The following is a 4,909-nucleotide window of genomic DNA, read 5'->3' on the forward strand; positions in this document are numbered from 1 at the left end:
TTCGCTCGACAGCTCCTACGCAGGTTGGCAGGCCCGGATATGAACTCAATCCTCCATATCCCGTCTCATAGGAGGAATTAAGTCCCGACTCGCGCTAAACTGCGCGGGTTTTCCGCCCCCTATTCTTCGGAGCCGTCCATGTCCCGCGTTACCTTGAGTCGCTATTTGATTGAGCAGACCCGCAGCAACAATACCCCTGCCGATCTGCGCTTTTTGATCGAAGTGGTGGCGCGTGCATGCAAGGAGATCAGCCACGCCGTGTCCAAGGGCGCGCTGGGCGGTGTCCTGGGCAGCATGGGCACCGAAAACGTGCAGGGCGAAGTGCAGAAGAAGCTCGACGTCCTCTCCAACGAAATCCTGCTGGAAGCCAATGAGTGGGGCGGTCACCTGGCCGGCATGGCGTCCGAAGAAATGGACAATGCCTACCAGATCCCGGGCAAGTATCCGAAAGGCGCCTACCTGCTGGTATTCGACCCGTTGGACGGCTCGTCGAACATCGACATCAACGCGCCGGTCGGTACGATCTTCTCGGTACTGCGCTGCCCGAACGAGTACCTGAGCCAGAACGAAGCCCTGAACGAAAAGGCCTTCCTGCAGCCAGGTACCGAACAAGTCGCCGCCGGTTACGCCATCTACGGTCCTCAGACCATGCTGGTATTGACCCTGGGCCACGGCGTGAAAGGCTTCACCCTGGACCGTGAGATGGGCAGCTTCGTCCTGACCCACGAAGACATCACCATTCCTGAGACCACCCAGGAATTCGCCATCAACATGTCCAACCAGCGTCACTGGGAAGCCCCGGTACAACGCTACGTCGAAGAGTTGCTGGCCGGTGAAGAAGGTCCGCTGAAAAAGAACTACAACATGCGTTGGGTCGCTGCGATGGTCGCCGATGTACACCGCATCCTGACCCGTGGCGGTCTGTTCATGTACCCACGCGACAGCCGCGAGCCGTCCAAGCCGGGCAAGCTGCGCCTGATGTACGAAGCCAACCCGATGTCGTTCCTGGTGGAGCAGGCAGGCGGCGCTTCCACCGACGGCCACCAGCGCATCCTCGACATCAAGCCTGAAGGCCTGCACCAGCGCGTGGCGGTGTTCCTCGGCTCGAAAGAAGAAGTGGCGCGCGCCACGGCTTACCACAAGGAGTAAATCATGGCCGAGCCCTGGCAGCCGTTGCTCGATTGGTGGTTTGGCACAGCCGAAAAACCAGATGAGATCGCGGCTGACAAGGGCAAGCTGTGGTTTGGCAAAGGCCATGATCGCCAGGCACGAGAGCGCTTCGGTGATCTGGTCGAGCAAGCACTGGCCGGCGGATTGACCGATTGGGCGCAACGCCCGGAAGGTTGGCTGGCCCTGGTGCTGCTACTGGATCAACTTCCGCGGATGATCTTTCGCAACGCGCCCGAAAGCTTCTCCGGCGACCTGCGTGCCCAAGCGCTGGTGGCCCAGGGCCTGGCGGCGGGTTTCGACCGGCAACTGCGACCGATCCAGCGTGTATTCATCTACCTCGTCCTCGAACACTGCGAAAACCTCGCGGTGCAGAACGAAGCCGTGTCGCGGTTTATCGAGCTGGTCCGGGAGCAACCCGAGGCGCAGCGGGCGGTGTTTGAAGACAACCTGGATTATGCCGAGCGGCATCAGAAGATCATTGCCCGGTTTGGACGCTTTCCCCATCGCAATGCGGTGTTGGGGCGCGAGTCCACGGCGGATGAGCTGGAGTTTTTGAGCAGGCCTGGGTCCAGGTTCTAAATTGCGTCGTGGCTGCTGTTGCCATCGCGAGCAGGCCCGCTCCCACAGTAGATCACTGTCTTTGTGGGAGCGAGCCTGCTCGCGAAAAGGCCCGCAAAAGCACTAGATCCGGAAACTCCCCACCAACTGCTTCAACCGCGCCGCCTGCTGCTCCAGGTCGGAACAGGCGCGCAAGGTGGCTTGCAGGTTTTCCACGCCTTCCTGGTTCAAGGTGTTGATCTCGTTGATATCGACGTTGATCGATTCCACCACGGCGGTCTGTTCTTCGGTGGCGGTGGCCACGGATTGATTCATGCCGTCGATCTCGCCGATGCGCTGGGTCACGCTGCCCAGGCGTTCGCCCGCCTGGTTGGCGATGCTGACGCTGCCTTCGCTCTGGCGCTGGCTGTCGGTCATGGTCAGCACCGCTTCCCGCGCGCCGACCTGCAGTTCTTCGATCATCTTCTGCACTTGCTGCGCTGAATCCTGGGTGCGGTGGGCCAGGTTGCGCACTTCATCGGCGACGACCGCGAAGCCGCGACCGGCTTCACCGGCCCGGGCCGCTTCGATGGCAGCGTTGAGGGCGAGCAGGTTGGTCTGCTGGGAAATGCTGGTGATCACCTCGAGAATCTGGCCGATGTTCACCGTGTTGCTGTTCAGGGTTTCGATGTTGCCGCACGAATCGCTGATCTTGGCCGACAGCTGCTGCATCGCCGTGATGGTTTTATCCACCACTTGCTGGCCATCTTCGGCCAAGTTGCGGGCCTCGCTGGAGTGCTGCGAGGCGAGGGCGGCGTTCTGGGCGATTTCCTGGGCGGCGGCGCCGAGCTGGTTGATGGCCGCGGCCACGCTGCTGGTGCGCGAGGCCTGCTGGTCGGAGTTGAACATCGACGAGTTGGAGGCGCTGACGACACGCAGGGCGACTTCATTGACCTGGCCGGTTGCCGAGGCTACTTCGCGGATCGAGGTGTGGATACGCTCGACGAAGCGGTTGAACGAGGTGCCCAGCGCGCCGAATTCATCATGGCCGTGGATGGTCAGGCGGCGGGTCAGGTCGCCTTCGCCTTCGGCGATGTCGTGCATGGCGCGGCCCATGGTCAGCAGCGGTTGCATCAGCACGCGGATCAGCATGCCCAGCAGCGCGATGATGAACACCACGGCAATGGCCATGGCAATCAGCGCCGAGGTGCGGAACTCGCTGAGCATCGCGAGGGCTGTGTCTTTATCAAGCACCAGCGCCACGTACCAGTTGGCACCGGGGACGCCGTTGACCTGGGTGAACGAGATGAATTGGGTCTTGCCGTCGAGGTCGACTTCTTTAACGCCCGGACTGATTTGCGGCGCACCGTTGGGATAGGCCTCGGCGAGCGTCTTGAGCACACGCTTGCTGTCCGGATGAACGAGGATCTTGCCATCGGCGCTGACGATGAACGCGTGACCGTGGCCGCCAAAGTTCAGCGAGTTGATGATGGTGCTGACGCTCGACAGATCGATGTCCGCCCCGGCCACGCCAATCATCTGGTTCTGACGCTGTACCGGCGTGGCAACGGTGATCACCAGCTTGCCCGACGAAGCGGCGATGTAGGGTTCGGTGACGATGGTCTGCTGGGCGCTGTTGGCGGCCTTGTACCAGCCACGGGCGCGTGGGTCGTAATCGGCGGCACGATTGCCGGCCGGTACTGAGAACATCACGCCGTCGGTGCCGCCGAAATAGCTGAGCTGGAAATTGCTGGTGTAGGCCGGCAGGCCCACGGCGCGTTTCAGGCTGTCGGCAGCGCTGCCGTCGACAGCGATTTGCTGGGCCAGCGATTGCAGCAATTGGATTCGGCCTTCGACCCAGGTCTGAATGTTACGGCTGGTCAGGCTGCCGAGTTCCTGCATGGACGTCTCGGTGCTGCTGTTGAGGCTTTGTCGTTGGCGGTAGTCGTTGAACAGGATGAAACAGGCGAATGCGACGGCCACCACAAGGGCGGCAGCCAACAGGATTTTGTGGCTGAATTTCATGTTTCTGGTCATTAAGAACGCTACCGCGAAGGGACGGGTCAAAAAAGGGAGTCAATTTGCCATAACGCAGGATTTTGCGCTGTTACTTTTTATCGGCCCGCAAGCCCGGCTCATCAGGCTCCGGGGCAGTTATCCCGACGAAAGGCACGACCCCGTCACACTCTGACTGATTCATCGGTGAAACACCTCTGCACGGCCAATAAATACTGGGGGAGTCGGGGAACCAGATAGGGGTTTTCTCTTCTAAGGTTCAGGTTGGCACCCTGCCACCTCCCTTCCGTTCCAGGAGTTACACCATGTCGCTGCGTTCTATCGCCCTGCTGTTTATGTGCGTCGTGTTGACCGCATGCAGCAAGGTCAACCAGGAAAACTATTCGAAGCTGTCGGCCGGGATGCCCAAGGCCGAGGTCGAGACGTTGCTGGGAAAACCGACTGACTGTTCGGGCGCGCTCGGCATGTCCAGCTGCACCTGGGGCGACCAGAAAAGCTTTATCAGCGTGCAGTACGCCGGTGACAAAGTGTTGATGTTTTCTGGCCAAGGCCTGAAGTAACTGAAGTAAACCGGGGCCAAGCGCCCACGGGAGAAAAAAATAATGATGCGGTTAGTTTTTGTGCTTTTGGCTGGCCTGGTATTGGCCGGCTGTGCCACTTCTGGCGTAGACCCGTTGGCGCCCAAGACCGTCAACAGTGTCAATCTCAAGCGTTACCAAGGGACCTGGTACGAGCTGGCCCGCCTGCCGATGTATTTCCAGCGCAACTGCGCGCAATCGGAAGCTCACTACACCCTCAAGCCTGACGGCAATGTGGACGTGTTCAACCGCTGCCTGACCTCCGATTGGAAGTGGGAAGAGGCCAGGGGCACTGCTTACCCGCAAGTGCCAGGCAAGACCGACAAGCTCTGGGTCGAATTCGATACCTGGTTCTCGAAAGTCCTGCCGGGCGTGGCGAAGGGCGAATATTGGGTGCTGTACGTCAGCGATGACTACAAGACCGCCATCGTTGGCGACCCCAGCCGTCGCTACCTGTGGCTGCTGTCCCGTACGCCAACGGTCAAGGTCGATGTACGCGAAGAGCTGCTGAGCAAGGCGCGGCAGCAAGGGTATGACACGACGCGGTTGGTCTGGCGTGCGTCGGACCGGCAGATGGCCAAGACTTCGGACTGATGCGGTAAAACACC

General features: G+C 60.5%; 5 protein-coding genes. 4 read left to right on the top strand and 1 reads right to left on the bottom strand.

The annotated features are described in order from the left end of the window. Positions 1-138: 138 nt before the first annotated feature. Together OC610_RS21100 and OC610_RS21105 are read left to right on the top strand one after the other, a co-directional pair. Positions 139-1,149, top strand: coding sequence for a class 1 fructose-bisphosphatase (locus tag OC610_RS21100; RefSeq protein ID WP_264430470.1), 1,011 nt, complete (start codon positions 139-141; stop codon positions 1,147-1,149). Between the two features lie 3 nt (positions 1,150-1,152). After that, on the top strand, positions 1,153-1,749 hold the full coding sequence (locus tag OC610_RS21105; protein ID WP_217861057.1) for a DUF924 family protein: 597 nt from the start codon (positions 1,153-1,155) through the stop codon (positions 1,747-1,749). A 102-nt stretch (positions 1,750-1,851) separates the two neighbouring features. Here OC610_RS21105 and OC610_RS21110 read toward each other — a convergent pair whose 3' ends face one another. Next, on the bottom strand, positions 1,852-3,744 hold the full coding sequence (locus tag OC610_RS21110; protein ID WP_264430475.1) for a methyl-accepting chemotaxis protein: 1,893 nt from the start codon (positions 3,742-3,744) through the stop codon (positions 1,852-1,854). 284 nt (positions 3,745-4,028) lie between these two features. Between OC610_RS21110 and OC610_RS21115 the strand changes: the two genes are divergently transcribed. Both OC610_RS21115 and OC610_RS21120 read left to right on the top strand, forming a co-directional pair. Beyond that, positions 4,029-4,283, top strand: coding sequence for a hypothetical protein (locus tag OC610_RS21115; protein ID WP_003186715.1), 255 nt, complete (start codon positions 4,029-4,031; stop codon positions 4,281-4,283). 42 nt (positions 4,284-4,325) lie between these two features. Continuing rightward, positions 4,326-4,895 (top strand): lipocalin family protein, encoded by a 570-nt coding sequence (locus OC610_RS21120; protein ID WP_264430480.1) that lies wholly within the window; start codon positions 4,326-4,328, stop codon positions 4,893-4,895. Positions 4,896-4,909 lie beyond the last annotated feature (14 nt).

The sequence above is a fragment of the Pseudomonas agronomica genome, assembly GCF_025917275.1.
Taxonomy (GTDB): domain Bacteria; phylum Pseudomonadota; class Gammaproteobacteria; order Pseudomonadales; family Pseudomonadaceae; genus Aquipseudomonas; species Aquipseudomonas agronomica.

What these genes read in the sequence shown, in the direction of transcription:
- OC610_RS21105 (WP_217861057.1), top strand. Translation starts at nt 1,153, where the DNA reads ATGGCCGAGCCCTGGCAGCCGTTGCTCGATTGGTGGTTTGGCACAGCC.
- OC610_RS21100 (WP_264430470.1), top strand. Translation starts at nt 139, where the DNA reads ATGTCCCGCGTTACCTTGAGTCGCTATTTGATTGAGCAGACCCGCAGC.
- OC610_RS21115 (WP_003186715.1), top strand. Translation starts at nt 4,029, where the DNA reads ATGTCGCTGCGTTCTATCGCCCTGCTGTTTATGTGCGTCGTGTTGACC.
- OC610_RS21120 (WP_264430480.1), top strand. Translation starts at nt 4,326, where the DNA reads ATGATGCGGTTAGTTTTTGTGCTTTTGGCTGGCCTGGTATTGGCCGGC.
- OC610_RS21110 (WP_264430475.1), bottom strand. Translation starts at nt 3,744, where the DNA reads ATGACCAGAAACATGAAATTCAGCCACAAAATCCTGTTGGCTGCCGCC.